General features: G+C 66.5%; 16 protein-coding genes. 10 read left to right on the forward strand and 6 right to left on the reverse strand.

What is annotated here, in order from left to right; translation table 11 throughout:
• Positions 1-44: 44 nt before the first annotated feature.
• The gene (locus R5W23_RS06130; protein WP_261187199.1) at positions 45-509 is read right to left on the reverse strand and encodes an RrF2 family transcriptional regulator; all 465 of its coding nucleotides are present in this window, start codon (positions 507-509) and stop codon (positions 45-47) included.
• A 136-nt stretch (positions 510-645) separates the two neighbouring features.
• Here R5W23_RS06130 and R5W23_RS06135 point away from each other — a divergent pair, with 136 nt between their 5' ends.
• Complete coding sequence (locus tag R5W23_RS06135; RefSeq protein ID WP_320685574.1) at positions 646-1221, forward strand: protoglobin family protein; 576 nt, start codon at positions 646-648, stop codon at positions 1219-1221.
• Positions 1222-1321: 100 nt separating this feature from the next.
• Here R5W23_RS06135 and secD read toward each other — a convergent pair whose 3' ends face one another.
• From secD to R5W23_RS06155, 4 genes are all read right to left on the reverse strand, one after another.
• A complete protein-coding gene (gene secD, locus R5W23_RS06140) occupies positions 1322-4720 on the reverse strand; it encodes a protein translocase subunit SecD (protein ID WP_320685575.1) in 3399 nt (1132 codons plus the stop codon).
• 81 nt (positions 4721-4801) lie between these two features.
• The gene (gene yajC / locus R5W23_RS06145; protein WP_261187202.1) at positions 4802-5134 is read right to left on the reverse strand and encodes a preprotein translocase subunit YajC; all 333 of its coding nucleotides are present in this window, start codon (positions 5132-5134) and stop codon (positions 4802-4804) included.
• Positions 5135-5195: 61 nt separating this feature from the next.
• On the reverse strand, positions 5196-6305 hold the full coding sequence (gene tgt, locus R5W23_RS06150) for a tRNA guanosine(34) transglycosylase Tgt (protein WP_320685576.1): 1110 nt from the start codon (positions 6303-6305) through the stop codon (positions 5196-5198).
• Positions 6306-6428: 123 nt separating this feature from the next.
• Positions 6429-7805: a DNA-directed RNA polymerase subunit alpha C-terminal domain-containing protein gene (locus tag R5W23_RS06155; RefSeq protein WP_261187204.1), complete on the reverse strand. Its 1377-nt coding sequence runs from the start codon at positions 7803-7805 to the stop codon at positions 6429-6431.
• Between the two features lie 430 nt (positions 7806-8235).
• On the opposite strand from R5W23_RS06155, the gene R5W23_RS06160 reads away from it, so the two are divergent.
• The 8 genes from R5W23_RS06160 (at position 8236) to R5W23_RS06195 (ending at position 14405) form a co-directional block, all read left to right on the forward strand.
• Positions 8236-8934 (forward strand): YqjF family protein, encoded by a 699-nt coding sequence (locus R5W23_RS06160; protein ID WP_320685577.1) that lies wholly within the window; start codon positions 8236-8238, stop codon positions 8932-8934.
• Between the two features lie 43 nt (positions 8935-8977).
• Positions 8978-9526 carry a DUF6939 family protein gene (locus R5W23_RS06165; protein ID WP_320685578.1) on the forward strand — a complete coding sequence of 183 codons (549 nt, stop codon included), beginning with the start codon at positions 8978-8980 and terminating at the stop codon, positions 9524-9526.
• Between the two features lie 485 nt (positions 9527-10011).
• Positions 10012-10482, forward strand: a complete 471-nt coding sequence (locus R5W23_RS06170; protein ID WP_320685579.1) for a hypothetical protein — start codon at positions 10012-10014, stop codon at positions 10480-10482.
• Between the two features lie 224 nt (positions 10483-10706).
• A complete protein-coding gene (locus R5W23_RS06175) occupies positions 10707-11030 on the forward strand; it encodes a hypothetical protein (protein WP_320685580.1) in 324 nt (107 codons plus the stop codon).
• A 57-nt stretch (positions 11031-11087) separates the two neighbouring features.
• Positions 11088-11633 carry a hypothetical protein gene (locus tag R5W23_RS06180; RefSeq protein WP_320685581.1) on the forward strand — a complete coding sequence of 182 codons (546 nt, stop codon included), beginning with the start codon at positions 11088-11090 and terminating at the stop codon, positions 11631-11633.
• A 200-nt stretch (positions 11634-11833) separates the two neighbouring features.
• On the forward strand, positions 11834-12289 hold the full coding sequence (locus R5W23_RS06185) for a GNAT family N-acetyltransferase (RefSeq protein WP_261187210.1): 456 nt from the start codon (positions 11834-11836) through the stop codon (positions 12287-12289).
• Between the two features lie 126 nt (positions 12290-12415).
• Positions 12416-13678, forward strand: coding sequence for a glucose-1-phosphate adenylyltransferase (glgC, locus tag R5W23_RS06190; protein ID WP_261187211.1), 1263 nt, complete (start codon positions 12416-12418; stop codon positions 13676-13678).
• Positions 13679-13919: 241 nt separating this feature from the next.
• Positions 13920-14405: a hypothetical protein gene (locus tag R5W23_RS06195; RefSeq protein WP_320685582.1), complete on the forward strand. Its 486-nt coding sequence runs from the start codon at positions 13920-13922 to the stop codon at positions 14403-14405.
• Positions 14406-14837: 432 nt separating this feature from the next.
• Here R5W23_RS06195 and R5W23_RS06200 read toward each other — a convergent pair whose 3' ends face one another.
• Entirely contained in the window at positions 14838-15362 is a 525-nt protein-coding gene (locus R5W23_RS06200; RefSeq protein WP_320685583.1) for an NUDIX hydrolase, read from the reverse strand.
• 103 nt (positions 15363-15465) lie between these two features.
• Here R5W23_RS06200 and R5W23_RS06205 point away from each other — a divergent pair, with 103 nt between their 5' ends.
• Positions 15466-16668 carry a site-2 protease family protein gene (locus tag R5W23_RS06205; protein ID WP_261189546.1) on the forward strand — a complete coding sequence of 401 codons (1203 nt, stop codon included), beginning with the start codon at positions 15466-15468 and terminating at the stop codon, positions 16666-16668.
• Positions 16669-16671: the final 3 nt, after the last annotated feature.

The following is a 16671-nucleotide window of genomic DNA, read 5'->3' on the forward strand; positions in this document are numbered from 1 at the left end:
GTCCCACCTGCGGCGTTGAACCGCTCGCCTGCGCCGAACAGATTTCACTCGCTCGTTCGCACGCGAAGGCTTTGCACCGCTCCGGTCCCGTCGCACAGCGGGACGCTGTTGCTGGTCGGGTCTGCCAGCACCTCCGCCAGCGTGCTGCCGCGGAACGCCTCCTCCACCAACGCCATCGCGGCGTCCATGCGCTTGTGCAGCGGGCACAGGTTCGGCCCGTGGTTTGGCAGGTTCAGGGGACAGGTGGCGATGCGCTCGATCGGTTCCACCGCGTTAACGACATCAAGGATCGTTAGGTCGTGAGGGGGCTTGGTGAGCGACACGCCGCCGCCGACGCCCCGTTGCGTGTCCACGATGCCCTTTTTCGCAAGTCCTTGAAGGATCTTCGATAAATAGTCTTTGGGCACCTGCGTGGCCTCGGCGATCTGCGCCGTGGTCCGGGCCTTTGGCGCCTCGTGGGCCAAATGGACCACCGCCCGTAGCGCGTACTCCACCGTTCGCGAGAACATCCGCGGCCCCCGTCAGTGCATTACTCCCGACACATTTTCACTATAACCCACTGGACCGCAATCGGAAAATAGGATAAAAGACTCCTGTTTCCTCTCTGCGCGGCGTGACACGCAGAGCACTCTCCCGGAGCGAGTCATGACGAAGATCGACGAACCGCGGCTGGAATCGGACCTCGGGTACCGGTTCGGCTACGTCGCGGGGTTCATGGGGTTCGGCCCCGACGACATTGCGGCCATTCACGGCGCCGCCCCGCTGCTGGCGCCGCTGGTGCCGGGCCTCGTGGACGCCGTGTATGATAAGCTGTTTCAGCAGGACGCGACGTGGCGCCACTTTCTTCCGCGCCAGCACGGGTACGACGGCAACGTGCCGGACACGCTCGAACACCTCACAATGGATCACGCACAGATTACGTTCCGTAAGCAGCACTTGGGGCGTTACCTCGCGGCGCTGGTGACCCGGCCCTACGACGCCAAGATGGTCGAGTACCTCGACATGGTGGGTAAGATGCACACCCCGAAGGCCGGGAGCAAGGATTTGAACGTGCCGCTAGTTCAGATGAACGCCCTGATGGGCTTCGTCAGCGATGCGCTGACCGCGACGGTTCTCGGGCTCAATTTGCCGCGCGACACCGAGGCAAGAACCCTTCGCGCGTTCGGCAAGCTGCTGTGGATTCAGAACGACCTGATCACGAGGCACTACCAAGCAGCTTGAGTCTCAGGTCATCAAGTCGCAAGTCGTCAAGTCGAAGACCCACTTAATGGGAGGTCTTCGGCTTGACGACTTGCGACTTGGTGACCTGAGACTTAAAGAACTAGCCTTCGACCACTTCTTCTTCCGTGGCCGCGGTCCCCTCTTCCTTATCGGCCGCGGCGGGCTCGTCCGGGGTGGCGGAGGCGTCCCGGCCCTCGCCGAGGAACAGCAAGAGCGGGCTGGCCACGAAGATCGAGCTGTAGGTGCTCACCAGCACGCCGACCACCATCACGAACGCGAACAGGTGGACGCCCTCGCCGCCGAACGCGTACAGCACGATCGACGCCAGGAACACCGTCATCGAGGTCAGGATGGTGCGGCTCAGCGTCTGGTTGACGCTGTCGTTGATCATCTGCGGGGTGAGCTGCGGGTTCTTGCCACGCACCTCGCGGAGCCGCGCGAAGTTCACGATGATCTCGTTCACCGAGTATCCGACCAGGGTGAGCAGAGCGGCGACCGTCGTCAGGTCGATCTTGAAGTCCTCAATGCCCAGGAAGTCCAGCCCCGGGATCATGTGCAGGTAGTGGCACACGGCGATCGCGCCGATGGTGAAACACAGGTCGTGGACGAGGCAGATCACCGCCGCGAGGCCGAACGTCCAGTTACCGAACCGGAACCACAGGTACAGCAGGATCGCCACCCAGCTCGCGACGATGGCCATCATGGCCTTCTCGCGGGTGTCGGACGCGAGCTGGGTGTCGAACACCTCGAGCCGCTCCGGCTCGGGGGTGGCGTCGAACGCCCGCTTCGCCCCCGCGACGATCTCCTGGAGGGCCTTCAACTGGTCCGCGCGGGCCTTCTGATCGAGGCCCGGCGTCTTGGGGTCCGCCCCCAGCAGCGAGAGCGTTTGGTTGCGGGACACGTCGAGCTTCATCTGCTTGAACCGGCCTTCGGCCCCCTCGCCCACGCCGGTGAGCGTGAACTCGGGCGCGGCCCCGATGTCGCTGAACTCGCGTTCGAACAGCTCCTGGGCGAAGCTGCGTGAGGTCGGCTTATCGAAGTTGAGCAGCACCACGGGGCCGGTGACCGGCTCGGGGGTCATGGTCGCCCCGTCGAGGATCGACTGACCCTTGTCGCTGACGAGCAGCCGGTCGAGCGCGGCCTGCACCAAATCACGCTGCTTCTCGGTGGTGCGAATGGTGAAGTACCGGCTCTTGCCCATCTCGTACTTCTCGCCCGAGAGGAACATCTGCTCCACCGACACGTCCGGGAGCTGGCCGGCCCGCTGCCGCACGTCCGCGCGCATCTCGTCTTCGGTGGCGTCCGGGCCGCCCGGCTTGGCCGTCAGCCGCACCTTGCTCCGGGTGCCGTCCTTGTACGTGATGGTGTACTTCCACACGTTCACCCGCTCGTCGCCGGACGGGCGGTTCGTCCAGAGGACCGCATCGTGGTCCGCCCCCACCTCGAGGCGCTTCTTCTGGGCCTCTTCGCCGAGCAACTCGCGGAACCCGTCCTTGCCGTCGCCGGTCTTGGTGAGGCCGCGCTCCTCGTCGGCCTTCAGCTTGCTGGCGAACACGGTGCCGCCGCGGAAGTCGACGTTGAGCCCCGCCTCGCCGCGGACCACGAACACCGCCAGCCCCGCCACCGTCAGCACCGCGGTCAGCGGGAAGAAGACGTACCGCATCTTCATCGGGTGGAAGTTGGGCCGGGCGAACAGTTGCATCATCTTCAGGTCGGTCAGCCACTTCCGGTGCAGCCAGAAGTCGAACATCAGCCGGGTCATGTACAGCGACGTGAAGAGGCTGATGACGAGGCCGACCGTGAGGCTGATCGCGAACCCCTTCAACTGGTCGTTGCCGAAGGTGTACAGCACGATCGCGGTGAAGATGCTCGTCAGGTGGGTGTCGATGATCGTGAGGAACGCCCGCTCGTACCCGTTGCGGAGCGCGGTGGCGATGTTGGCGCCCCGGTTCCGCTCCTCGCGGAGCCGCTCGTAGATGAGCACGTTGGCGTCCACCGCCATGCCCAGCGTGAGCACCAGCCCGGCGAGCCCGGGGAGCGTGAACGCGGCGTTCACCGCGACCATGAACCCGATGGTGAGCAGCAGGTTGGCGAACAGCGCGACGCACGCGACCAGCCCGGCGAACCGGTAGTACACGAGCATGAACGCGAGCACCGCGAGGAACGCCCCGCCGACCGCGGTGGTCCCGCGGACGATCGTGTCCTGGCCGAGGGTCGGCCCGATGGTGTTTTCGCTGACCGGCTTCTCGCGCAGCTCGGCCGAGAGCGCCCCGCTCTTAAGGATCTGGACCAGCCGGTCCACGCTCTTGCGGTCGAACTTGCCGGTGATCTGCCCGCGGTTCCCGATCTCGTTCTGGAGCGTCGGGGCCGACACCACGCGGTCGTCGAGCAGGATCGCAAGGTTGCGGGTGGTGCTGCCGGTGGGCTTGTTGCGGCGGGTGATCTTGGTGAACTGCTGGCCGCCCGCCGAGTTGAACTGGAAATCGACGGACGGGCTCAGCTTGGCGTCCTGGCCGGCGCTCGCGCTGATGGTGATCTCGCCGCCCACGCGGAGCGAGTCCTCCGGCGACACGCGGGTGAGCACGAAGTACTCGTACTTCTTGCGGTTCACCAGGGCCTCGATCTCGGCCTCGGTCTTGCCCGGGTTCTCGGCTTTGATCCGCGTGGCGTCTGCATCTTCCTTGGCGAGCTGGTCGGTACTGAGGACCTTGCGGCTGAACAGGAGCATGCTACAGTTGACGTAGTCGGCCGGGGCGTTGTCGCGCACCGCGACCGGCTTGTCGCGCTGGCCGGCGAGCACGCCCCACAGCCCGCCGCTCCCCTCGCTGGCGTTGCTGAGGCCCAGCGTCTCCCGCTGCTCCGGCCCGACCTCGGACCACACGTAGCGGACGCGGGCCTTGCTCTCGCCGATGTCCACGTTGAACTCGTCGGCGGGCGCCTCGGGCGGCAGCCCCTTGCGGGCGCGGTCCTCGAGTTCGCCGGCGGACTTGCCCTCGAGCAACTGCCGGGCGGCGATCAGGCCGGCCTGGTCGTCGATCCCGTTGGCGAGGATGCGGAACTCCAGCACGCCCATCTGGGAGATGAGCCGCTTCACCTCCTCAATGCCCTCGGCCGAGAAGTTCTCGCGGTTGCCGCTGGTGGCGCCGCCGGTCGGGAGGATGATCTCGACGCGGCTGTTGCCGCTCGGGCGGACCGTCACGTTCTTGATGTCGGTCGGGTCGATGCGGCGCTTGATCTGGGCGGCGAGGGCGTTCATGTCCTCGCTGCTGAGCCCCTCGGGCCGGGCGCCCGGCTGGGACGCCGCGGCCGGGGCGGCCCCGGCTTCGCCCTGCACCTCTTTGCGCGCCTTCGTGCGCTCGAGGTTGATCTCGTAGACGAGGATGGTGCCGCCGGCGAGGTCGATGCCGAGCCGGTACTTCTCGGGCCGCACCACGAATATCGCGGCCACGAGGCACGGGATCAGGCAGACCAGCAGCCCGCGGATGAAGTTCCGTTGCATGGCGTTCCGTTTCCTATCCCTGCGCCCGCCGCATCGCGGCGGGCGGGTCCGGGTTCGAGTTCCGCACTCCGGGGTTCCGGTCTACGACTTGGCCGCTTCGTCCGATCCGAGGATCTGGACGACCACGTTCCGCTTGATCCGCAGCTTGGTGTCTTCGGAGCGGATCACGATCTCGTCCTCTCCGTCCGTCGCGGACACGACGGTGGCGACGATGCCCGCGTTGGTCAGCACCTTGGCCCCCCGCTTGAGCGTGGAGACAAGTTTGTCCTGTTCCTTTTTCTGGCGCCGCTGGGCCGGGAACACGACCACCATGAGGAACATCACCACCATGCCGAGGACGAACAGCGGCAGCAGTGAGCCGCCCGGCGGCTGCGGGGCCGGTCCCTCTTGGGCGAACAGAAGCAACGACGTCATGGATGGTGTCTCGGCCGGCGGGTCGGCGGCAACCCTATTCGCTACAATCGGAACGCTCAGTCTAGGAAGCGGGAGTCCACCGGGCAAGGCAGCCGGCCCGGAACTCGGCGAACCGTCCGGCCCGGATGGCGTTCCGGGCGTCCGCCATTAAGTTCAAGTAGAAGCTAATGTTATGGAGGCTCAGCAGGGTCGGGCCGAGCATCTCCTCGGCGGCGAACAGGTGGTGCAGGTAACCCCGCGAGTAGTTCGCACAGCAGTAACAGCCGCAACCGGACATCAGCGGTTTCGGATCTCGCCGGTGCTTCGCGTTCCGCAACCGCACCGGACCCTCGTCGGTGAACGCCAGGGCGTTGCGGCCGTTGCGGGTCGGCATCACGCAGTCGAACATGTCGATGCCCGAAGCGACGCCCGCGAGCAGGTCTTGTGGCCGCCCCACCCCCATCAGGTACCGGGGCTTGTTCTCGGGCAGACACGCGGCGCACGCCGGCAGCGCGGCGTGCATCGCCTCGGGCGCCTCCCCGACGCTGAAGCCGCCGAGGGCGTAGCCGGGGAAGTCCATCGCCACGAGTTCGCGGGCACACTCGGCGCGCAGGGTGAGGTTCAGCCCGCCCTGCACGATGGCGAACTGCGCCTGACCGGGCCGCGAGTGGTGCCGCTTGCACCGCTCCGCCCACTTGATGCTGCGGGTCACCGCGCGGCGGATGACCTCGGGGGCGCCGTCGGCGGGCGGGCACTCGTCGAGCACCATCGCGATGTCGGAGCCCAGGTTCTGCTGGATCTCGACCGCCCGCTCCGGGGTGAGCTCGAGCGGGGAGCCGTCGATGTGTGATTTGAACTTCGCCCCGTGGTCGGTGATCTTCACCTGTCCCGCGAGGCTGAACACCTGGAACCCGCCGGAGTCCGTGAGGATCGGGCGGTTCCAGTTCATGAACGTGTGGAGCCCGCCCAGGTCGCGCACGATCTCGTCGCCCGGGCGCAGCGCGAGGTGGTAGGTGTTCCCGAGCAGGATGTGCGCGCCGGCGTCGCGCACCATCTCGGGGGTGAGCCCCTTGACGGTGCCCTGCGTGCCGACCGGCATGAACGCCGGCGTGGACACGTCGCCGTGCGGGGTGTGGACCGTCCCGGCGCGGGCGGCGCCGTCGGTGGCGTGGAGCGTGAAGGAAATTGCCATAACGAATGCGGAATGCGGAGTTCGGAACGCGGAATTGAAGGCAGAAAGGCGAACCGACGGACATAGTGCCGTGTTCTGTCTTCAATTCCGCGTTCCGAAATCCGCATTCCGCACTTCAAAAGGTCAGTCCCCGCGGAGCTTCAGGTTGAACTGCTGGAGCCGCTCACGCACTTCGGTCAGCGAGGTCTGGCCGAAGTTCTTCGCCTCCAGCAGCTCGTCGGCGGTGCGCTGGACGAGTTCGCCCAGCGTGCCGATGTTGAGGCGGTTCATGCACTTGCGGGCGCGGACCGAGAGGTTCAGGTCGCTCACCGGCTTGTTGAGCGTGGCCTGCTCCTCCGGGCTGAGGTTCTGCTGCGGCCGGTACCGGAACTCGTACTGCTGCCCCTGGTCCAGCGACTGCCCGATCCGCAGCCCCTTCGTCACCATGATGGCGCGGATCTCGTCGAGCGAGGTCTCGCCGAAGTTCTTGCTCGCAAGGAGCTGCGGCTCGGTGACGCGAGTGAGGTCGCCGAGCGTCCGGATGTTCATCCGCTTCAGGCAGTTGCGGCTCCGCACCGACAGCTCGAAGTCGGTGATCGGGATCTCGAGCACGACGCGGTTGGCCTGGGTGAGCTGCTCGTCCTCCGGGCTGTAGTGCATCGTGAGGGACGCTTCGGAGTCCTTCACGAACAGCTTCGCGCGCTCGTCGCGCGGGTCGGCCTTGGCGAGCCGCCGGTAGCAGTCCGCGGCCTTGTCGTACATGTCGTTGTCTTCGTACAGCACGCCGAGGTTGTACAGCACGCCCTTGCCGACCGGCGGGTACTTCAGGCACCGCTCGTAGTAGCCGATGGCCTCGTGGTCGTTGCCCTGCTGGTCGTTCAGGAACCCGAGCCGGAACAGCGAGGCGGAGTGCCGCGGCTCCAGTTCGACGGCCCGCTCGTAGTACTTCGCGGCGCGGGGCGTGTCGCCCTCGGCCTCGGCCAGCGAGCCTTCCTGGTAGTAGTACTCGGCGTTGTGGGCGGCGGCGTCCTTCAGCTTCGTGAGGATGGCCTTGGATTCGCCCACGTGCCCCTGGAGGCGCAGCACCCCAGCGCGCTGGAGCTGCACCTGCTGGGCCGCGTAGCCGGACTTCTCGGCCCGCTCGAACGCCTTCACGGCCTCGCCGTAGTGGTCGGTGGTGTCGGACTGGTCCTCGCTGTACTGCCGCGACTGGCCCAGCGCGACGTGCGCCTGGCCCAGGAAGAACGCCGCCAGCGGGCCTTCGGCCTTGTTGAGGTGGTCGATGGCGCTGCGGACGTGGCCGAGGAAGTAGCTGGCCACCCCGATCTTCAGGTGAACCTTCTTCTGCTGGGGCGGCGCCGCGACCGCGAGCCGCTTGTTGAGTGTGTCGAGGATGTCTTTGAGGTTCCGGACCTGCGGGCCGCCCTGCGCCAGCCCCTCGCGGAGCCGACCGACCATGCCGCCTTCGAAGTCCTCGCGCTCGACCAAAAGGGCGCGCAGATCGATGAGAGATTCCGTCACGTCTGACTCCCACGGGCCGATAGCCGCCCACTCCGCGGCACCGCGGAGCGAGAAACTGGTACGCTATGACCCGCAAACTCACCCGCCGGGCCTTGCCGCGCGTCGGCAGATCGCGCGAGATCCGGCATAAATAACGTGCATTGCCGAAGAATGGAATAATACCGACCGCACCGGGAGTCCGGCAAGTCCACCCGGCACCGGGCCGAGCGTCTGACCGTTCCGTGTTGCGGTTCCTCCGGAATTCCGGGGCCGCACCTCCGAACGGTGCGGCTCGCTCCGGGGAGTCACCGAACTCGGATAACTCTTCGGGCGGCTCCATATCTTCGTGCGCCGAGTTACGTTGCCTGATAGCGGCCGGTTGATAGTTTTCGACCCCAACTGCGGGGCGGAACTGGTGGAAACACAAGTGAACCGCTCGGACGGAGGTACGATGTCGCGCCGCACGTTCCTGACGGCCCGGTGGCAGAACCTGATCCTCGCGAACTTCGCGATCCCGGAAGAGCTGTTGCGCCCGCTGGTGCCGCCGGGGTGTGAGCTCGACCGCCGCGACGGCGCGTGTTGGGGCAGCCTGGTCGGGTTTCAGTTCCTCGACACCCGCGTGCTGGGCATCGGTTGGCCCGGGTTCCGCAACTTCCCGGAGTGGAACCTGCGGTTCTACGTCTCGCACCAGGGGCAGCGCGGGGTGTGTTTCGTCCGCGAGTTCGTGCCGCAACGGACGGTCGCGACCCTCGCCCGCGTGCTCTACAACGAGCCGTACCGGTCGGCCCGCATGTCGATGGCCGTCACGGACTCGTCCGACACGCTCACGGCGCATTACACGGTCAAATGGCAGGGCCGGGTTCACTCGCTGTGTGCCGTCGGCGCGAAGCCCGCCGTTCGCCCCGCCCCGGACAGTTCCGAGCACTGGTTCAAGGAACACGCCTGGGGGTTCGGCACCTCGCGCGGCGGGAGGCTCATTCGCTACGAGGTGAACCACCCCGCGTGGGACGTGTACCCGGTGCGTGAGTTCACCTCCGATGTGGACTGGGCCGCCCTGTACGGTCCGGAGTGGGCGCCGATGAACGGGGCACAACCCGCCAGCGTGGTGCTCGCCGCCGGAAGCGCGGTCGCGGTGTTTCCGAAGGGGTGAACCCGGCGGTTGCGGACGGTGTCGGGGTGCGGGAGGGCTGCCGATGTCCCGTGTCACCCGTTTCGCCCGGTGCGTGTTCGTGCCGCGGTACCACGTCGAGAACCTGCCCGCGGGCAGCGTGGTGTACGACGTGAGCAGCTACGCGGAGCCGCCGCACTGCGAGCTTAGCCCGATGTGGGTTCACGGCGGCGTTCCGGTTCCCGGCGCGCCCGGCGAGACGAGCGACACGGTCGAGGGCGTGTGGCAGGGGCTGAAGGTGATCCGCGGGCAGACCGCGCCGCGGTACTTTCGCGGCCCCGGTGCGAAGCGCGGCGGCAAGCCGTCCGGGCACCGGTTCGGAGCGAAGCTGCTCGGCGTGGTCGAGGCCCGGCGCCGGATCTACGTCCCGACCTACGAATGGGTGATCGAGAACCGCATCCCGCCCGAGCCGATCCGGGCGTTCATCGACGCCGCGTTCGCGGGCGTCACGCAGCACTTCCACGACGTCGGCGATAACGGCGACCCGAACGACGCGACCCAGCCGCTCGCCCACGCCGCCGTGCTGGTGCGGTACCTGAACCGGAAGTGTGCCGAGCGCGCGGCGGCCGGCTGATGCCAACAGGCGCTAATTCCCACCGATTGGTGACAAGCGCCCGCGCGGCCTGTGGTTTCGAGTTCGAGTAAAATAGCATCCGGCCCGCAATCGCGCTGTGCTGCACCCGCGCGACCGACACCTCGTCTCGGATGCCTTGGAACTGGTAGCGGAATGAATCCTTGCCCTGGGTAACATTACTGCCGCCGAAGCGAGAGGTGGGGAGAACCAATACGCGGTGGCTGAACCCAGACGATTTTGACAGGATCGACAGGATGAACAGGATTTTTAATCGGCCTGTCTTCATCCGGTGAATCCTGTCGATCCTGTCAAAATCTGTCTTCTGAACACGAAGTCGCGCCCCCTTCCATTCAGCTACCATTTCTTCTTCAAATAATCCGCTTTATTGTTGTTGCTAGTCGTTTATTAGCTTGCCATTCTGATGGCTCGCCCGGGCCGGCGCGCCCGTTGTTCGGCGATCGTGAGCACTCACCCGGAGGTAGACATTGGAACCGCTCAACGGCTCGTGGTACTACCAGAGCTTCGTCGCACTTCCTGCCGATGTCGTCCGGAAGGTGCCGCCCGAAATCAAACGACTACCGCTGATCGCCGCCCCGTGGGCGCCTCGAGCGATCATGGAACTGACAACGGACGGCGGGAAGATAACAGGGGCAGCCAAACTGGGAACAATCGAGTTCAAGATTACCGGAACCGTGACATCGGCAGCCGGCCCGTTCCCGGACGGCATACAACTTCCTGAGGGAGTTGAACTCAAGATCACAGTCGAGAACCCCGCCGCGACCTACGTCCTGCGGGGTTACGCTCTGGAAGGCAGCGACCACATCGTCGGAACGGTGGTGACTCTGGGCAACGATCTGGGCTTCCAACCGGCCGGGGCGTCAGGGCCGTTCGTTCTCTATCCGGTCCGGCCAGAGCGAAACGCTTCGGCTTGTGACACGGCCCAAAAGCCCGGCTGAACCCCCGCTCGGATCGTTTCACGCCTGAATTCGGTTAAGCCGTATTCACGCCCTCGATCGGACTTTTGACCCAAGCCCTTTCAAACAGTAGCCCGCGCGGATGGTAAGCTGTGCCGGTTGTTCCGCAATGCGGAGCCGTCGGCACAGTTGGAACAACCCATTCGAGACACGCGCGGCTGTCGCACCGGCCGATACCCCTCCCGTCACCACCGCGAGGGAACGCAATGGCCACCTTTTACGTTCTTCCGCCCCGTGAGTGCCTCGAACGGGCCGTCACGGACCTGTTCGCAAAGCTGCTCCCGGGGCTGCCGCTGCCCGTCGATGCCTGGGGCCTGCTCGCGGACCAGCTCGGCGCCGCCGGCGGCTGGGACCCGGACGTGTTCCTGGTGCCGCGCGACGAACTGGCCGACGGCGACACCGCCGGCGCCCTGGCCGACGGGTACGGGGCCGAGGCCGGTGACCGCGTCGTCGAAGTGAGCCTCGCACGGCCGTCCCGCGCGTGGGCACTACAACAGCCCGACGTTTCCGGCGCCGCGGTCGCGCGATAAGATGTTGCCGTCACGGGCCGACTCCCGGCCCGCCTGCGCACACTGACAAATCCACCCATGAACGACCCCAACGACGGTAGCGACGACTGGGACGAGCTGGCCCGGGAGTTCGCGCTCGACAAGCCCGCGAGCGAAGGGCCGGACGAACCGGCCCGGCCCGAGAGCGAGAGCGGCGCGCCCGTGCCGGACGCCGCCGAAGCGGAAACCGATAACGAGTTCGAGGACGCGGACGAGGCCGGTGAGCCCGGTTCCGAAGGGGACGCGGCCACCGGCACGGGGCGCAAGCGCCGCCGCCGTCGTCGCCGCCGCCGGAAGGGCGGTGCTCCGGGCGATTCTGCGGTGGTCGCCGGCGCGACCGAGGACGGAAGCGAGGAGGCCGAGGCGCCCGATGAGGCGGCGGAGACCGAACCGGCCGCGACCGCCGACAACGACGCCCCGACACGCGACGATGAGAGCGACGACGAGGCGGACGAGTTCAACTCGGAACCGGCCCCGCTAACCGCCGAAGAGGACACCGCCAGCGAGGTGCTTCGCGAGCTGATCGCCACCTGGAACGTGCCGTCCTGGGACAGCATCGTCAGCGGCCTGTACCGCCCGAATTAGGACTTCCGGCCACAAGTCCGCGCGTCGAAAGTCGTAAGGCCACAAATTCAGTAGCGGCAAGGCCTTGTGGCTTTATGACTTGCTGACCTGACGACTTCTGACGGTAGTCCTTAGTCAGTCTCAGGCTCCCGGTTCCTGCCGCCGAGTTGAAGGCCCGGTGGCCGTTGCTGGAACCTGGACCTTGGAATCTGGAGCCCGGTATGGCGGACGCGATCATCGACGTGGTGGGCGTGGAAGAGCTCCCGCTCATCGTCGAGCTGTACAACCAGATCTTCCGACCCACGAAGACCATCGAATCGTTCCGCCGCCGGTACCTGGGGCGGCACAACGTGCTGCAACTGGTCGCGCGCGTGAAGGACAAGCCGTCGGGCTTCTTCCTCGGGTTCGAGCTGAAGCCCGACGTGTTTTTCGCCTGGTTCTACGGCGTGGTGCCGGACGGCCGCCGCATGGGGATCGGGTCGCAGCTCATGGAAGCGGCGCAGAGCTGGGCCGCGCAGCACGCCTACGAGTCGATCCGGCTGGAGTGCCACAACGCGCACCGCCCGATGCTCCACCTCGCCATCGAACTCGGGTACGACATCATCGGCCTCCGCTGGGACGCCGACCGCGGCGACAACCTCATCATGTTCGAGAAGAACCTGACCGGCGGCCGCTGATTGGAAATGTGGGGTGCGGAATTCGGAATGCAGAAGTGAACGCCGGCGAGCCGAACCGATTCCTACCTCTCCGTCCTTGTCTGTTTGCGTTCCGGATTCCGCCCCCCGCACTCCCTCGGGTGTTTCATGCGCGGCGTTGTGACCGTCATCCTGGCCGGCGGGCGCGGGACCCGGCTCGAACCGCTCACCCGGGACCGCGCGAAGCCCGCGGTCCCGTTCGGCGGGCTGTACCGCATCATCGACTTCACCCTGTCGAACTGCATCAACAGCGGGCTGCGCCGCATCCTGGTGCTGACGCAGTTCAAGTCCCGGAGCCTGGACCGCCACATCCGCCACGGGTGGGGGTTCCTGAGTTCCGAGCTGGGCGAGCTGGTCGAGGTGCTGCCGCCGCAGCAGCGGATCGACGAGACGTGGTACAAGGGGACCGCGGACGCGATCTACCAGAACATTTACTCGCTGGAGCGCGAGAACGTCGAGCACGTGCTGATCCTGGCCGGCGACCACATCTACAAGATGGACTACGGCCACATGATCCGCGCGCACGTGGACCGCGGCGCGGACGTGACCATCGGGTGCATCCCGGTCCCGCTCGACGAGGTGCGCCACTTCGGGATCATGCAGACGGCGGCGGACGACCGCGTCGTGAACTTCCTGGAGAAGCCGAAGACCGCCCCCCCGATGCCCGGCGACGCGCACCACGCGCTGGGGTCGATGGGCATCTACGTGTTCAAAACGCGGCTGCTGTTCGAGCTGCTGTGCCAGGACGCGGCGAAGCCCAACAGCGACCACGACTTCGGCAAGAACATCATCCCGCAGATGATCGAGAGCGGGCAGAAGGTGCTCGCGCACCGGTTCCTGGACCAGAACCGCAAGGCGGTCCCGTACTGGCGCGACGTGGGCACCCTCGACGCCTACTACCAGGCGAACATGGACCTGGTCAACGTGGAACCGGTGCTGAACCTGTACGACGCCACGTGGCCGATCCGCACGCACCAGCCGCAGCTCCCGCCGCCGAAGTTCGTGTTCACCGGCGAGGGCACGGCCGGGCACGCCCGCCGCGGCGAGGCGCTCGACAGCGTCGTGTGCGCCGGCTCGATCGTGTCCGGCGGGCACGTGCGGCGCAGCATCCTCTCCCCGCGGGTGCGGGTGAACAGCTACGCCGTGGTGGAGGACTCCATCCTGCTCGACGGGGTGGACGTGGGCCGGTACTGCCGCATCCGCAAGGCGATCATCGACAAGGACGTGAAGCTCCCGCCGTACACGGTGCTCGGGTACGACCCCGAGTTCGACCGGAAGCGCGGGTTCACCGTGACCGACACCGGCGTGGTGGTGGTGCCGAAGAACGAGCCGCCCGAAACGTTCCAGGCCCCGAACCCGCTCCCGAACTGACCCGCTCACCCCGAGGCCAGTCGTTTTCAGTTCGCGCAGCGCGGTTCTGGTTTTGGAGTGTGGTCCGCTCACTCCGTGAGCGGGCGTTCCGCGCCCCCGACTCGCCCCGCGGGTGTGCCGGCCCCGTCGTTGCGCGCCACGCGAATCCGCCACCCGGGGCGACCGCTCACGGCGTGAGCGGACCACACTCAAAGGCCTGTGGATGGGTGTGCTACACCAACTGGAAACGACTGGAGGCGTTATGATTCGCGCAGCATTGTTCGTCGCGCTCGTTGCCGTCGCGGCGCCCGCCCGCGCCGCGGACGAGGCGAAGGGGGAGAAGGTGCCGCACACGGACTACGAGGCGTACTTCGAGAAGAACAGCTCGGGCCTCAAGGGCGACGCGTCGTACCTTGCGCTCACCGGAACCGACGGGTTCGATAAGGTGTTCGCCGCGCGCCCGCCGCTGATCGGCAAGCCGCGCCCGGCCCTGCTCCCGGCCGGCGCGTTCGACAAGCAGTTCGTGGCCGCCGTTGTGAAGCGGGGCAACGCGGTCACGACGTACACCGTGGAAGCGGTGACGCGGGACACGGACGGAACCGTGTACGTGCAGTATAAGGCGACCGCCGGTCCGGCCGGCACCGCCACCTTCGCCAGCCCGCTGGTCGTGAGCGTGCCGAAGGAAGGTGCGAAAAAGGTCACGTTCATCGAGAACGGCAAAGCGGTCGGAACGGCGGAAGTCAAATAGAACCGGCGTGCAGGTCGTAAATATCGAGTCTCAAGTCGCAAGTCGGAGAGTCTCAAGTCGCAGGTCGGAAAGTCTCAGGTCGGAAAGTCTCAGGTCGGAGAGTCGCAAGTCTCAGGTCGGAGAGTCGCAAGTCTCAGGTCGGAGAGTCGCAAGTCTCAGGTCGGAGAGTCGCAAGTCGCAAGTCGGAGAGTCCCAAGTCTCAGGTCGGAGAGTCCCAAGTCGCAAGTCGGAGAGTCCCAAGTCGCAGCCAGGTGCCTTATCTTCGGTCCGTTGACCTGAGACTTGCGACTTGCGACTTGCGACTTGCGACTTGCGACTTGCGACTTGCGACTTGCGACTTGCGACTTGCGACTTGCGACTTGCGACTTGCGACTCTCCGACCTGAGACTTGAGACTTGAGACTCTCCGACCTGAGACTTGCGACTCTCCGACTTACGACTTGTGACCCTGCAAAAGACGTTCCCACAGCAGCAGCGACGTGATGGTTTTGGCGTCGCGGATGGTCCCGTTCAGGCACATCTGAATCGCTTCGTCCAGTTTCACGACCACCGGTTCCAGTTGCTCGTCGGGCTCGGGCCGGGCCTCGCCCGGCGTGAGGTCCTCCGCAATGAACAGGTGCAGCTTCTCGTCCATCACGCCCGGGGACGCATAAATGAAGCCCAGGCTCCGCCACTTCGCGGCCCGGTAGCCGGTTTCCTCGAGCAGCTCACGCTTCGCGCACCCTTCAAGCGGCTCATCGGGCTCCACGGTGCCCGCGGGGGCCTCCCAGAGCGTGTCGCCGATCACGAACCGGTAGTTGCGCAGGAGCACCACGCGCTCCGCGTCCAGCACCGGGAGGATGACGACCGCGCCCGGGTGCCGGATCGCGTCCCGGCGGATGGCTTTACCGTCCGCGGTGGTGAGTGTATCGACTTCCACACGGATCCGGCGCCCGACGTGTACCACTTCGACCGACATAAGCCAAGCCCCCGGTGCCCGCGGAATTGCGACTCGCTGTTCGTGGTGGTAGATTATCGATTGTCCGCCGACAAACCGTTCGCGGCGAGCGAGTGAGCGTGCGATGCGCGATCCGATGAGCTGGTCGATCCCGGCGTTCCGGGCGTTCGGCGTGCAGGTCCGAGTTCACATCTTCTTTTTCGTCATCACGCTCGGGCTGTTCCTGCGGCAGATGACCCTGCTCCAGTACGACAACGTGTGGTGGGTGGACAAGTTCCTGCTCACGGTGGTGGTGCTGTTCGTGGTCGTGCTGCTGCACGAGTACGGGCACTGTTTCGGGGCGCGGTACGTCGGCGGGGACGCGCGCGAGATCCTGATCTGGCCCCTGGGCGGGCTGGCGTTCACCGAGCACCCGCACCGGTGGAAGGCGCTGTTCATCACGATCGCGGCCGGCCCGGCGGTGAACGTGGTGCTGTGCGTGGCGTGCGCCGCGGCGCTGGCGGCGGCCGGGTTCGCCCCCAGCCTCACGTTCGACGACCCGTACAATGTGCAGTTGAGCAACCGGGACGGCCGCACGTACACCAGCCCGTCGCGGGTGCGGTTGTACAAGTTGGGCCCGGCGGCCGACGAGCCGACCAAGAAAGAGTTCGACACGAAACTGGCCGAGTACAAGGCGCGGCACGGCACCGACGGGCTCCCGAAGCCGACCGACACCGCGAAATACGCCGACGCGGTGGCGGAGATGGGGTTCACGCGGGCGCTCACGCCGACGTGGGCGGTGTGGGCGTACCGCATCTTCTTCGTGAACTGGGGGCTGCTCCTGTTCAACCTGCTGCCCGCGTACCCGCTGGACGGCGGGCAACTGCTGCAAGCCGTGGTGTGGGCGCGAACCGACTACCGCCGCGGCGTTGTCGTTGCCTCGTACACCGGGATGGTGTTCGCGGTGCTGTTCCTGGTTCTGTCCGTCGCGACGAACGAGGCGCTGTTCATGGGGCTGGCGCTGTTCATGCTGTTCCAGGCGTCCCGGGCGCTGATGCAGCTCGACGCCGAGGAGGGGCCGTTCGGGTACGACTTCTCGGCCGGGTACACGAGCCTGGAGCGGGACGACGAGCCGCCGCCCGAGCCGAAGCGCCCGGGGTTCATCACCCGCTGGCGCGAGGCGCGCCGGGCGCGCAAGACCGCCGCCGCGACCGAGGCCAAGCAGCGCGACGACGCGCGCATGGACCAGATCCTGGAGAAGATCGCCCGGAGCGGCCAGGGGTCGCTGACCGACGAAGAGCGCCAGTTCCTGCGCCGGGTCAGCGACCGGAAACGGAACACCTCGTGACGT

Source organism: Gemmata algarum, from assembly GCF_034097035.1.
GTDB classification, from domain to species: domain Bacteria; phylum Planctomycetota; class Planctomycetia; order Gemmatales; family Gemmataceae; genus Gemmata; species Gemmata algarum.